This window comes from Haloferax sp. Atlit-6N, from assembly GCF_003383195.1.
GTDB classification, from domain to species: domain Archaea; phylum Halobacteriota; class Halobacteria; order Halobacteriales; family Haloferacaceae; genus Haloferax; species Haloferax gibbonsii.
Window position 1 is genome coordinate 1 of the sequence record NZ_QEQJ01000399.1, and the last position, 438, is coordinate 438.

General features: G+C 53.9%; 1 protein-coding gene. It reads left to right on the plus strand.

Features of this window, described 5'->3' with window-relative positions:
• Positions 1–14: 14 nt before the first annotated feature.
• A partial coding sequence (locus tag DEQ92_RS22920) for a twin-arginine translocation signal domain-containing protein (protein ID WP_115821827.1) occupies positions 15–438 on the plus strand: 424 nt, incomplete at its 3' end.

A 438-nucleotide genomic window follows, 5' to 3' on the forward strand; every position in this document is an offset into this window, starting at 1 on the left:
CACATGGTGATGGTATGGTCAAGCGTGACAAGGGCCGTATCGACCGGAGATCGTTCCTAAAATACAGTGGATTGGCTGGTACTGGTATCACGGTTGCAGGATGTACTGGGAATCAGTCGGAAGAAACTACATCTGTTAATTCAGGTGGGTCAACGTCGTCCGGCAATAATCAGGCGACATCAGCTAACAAATCGTCGACTGACTTCGAATATGTGACAACCATCACACCGACCTCACTCGATCCGATGAAGGGGTCGGACAACATCGAGGCCATCCTCCTTCACAACCTCTACGACCCACTCCTCTATTACACCGACGAGACGCCGCCAACCCTCCAGAACTGGCTCGCCACCGACTACACCGTCTCAGAAGACAAGAAGACGTACACGTTCTCGCTTCGCGAGGACGCGGCGTTCCACAACGGTGACCCCGTGACCG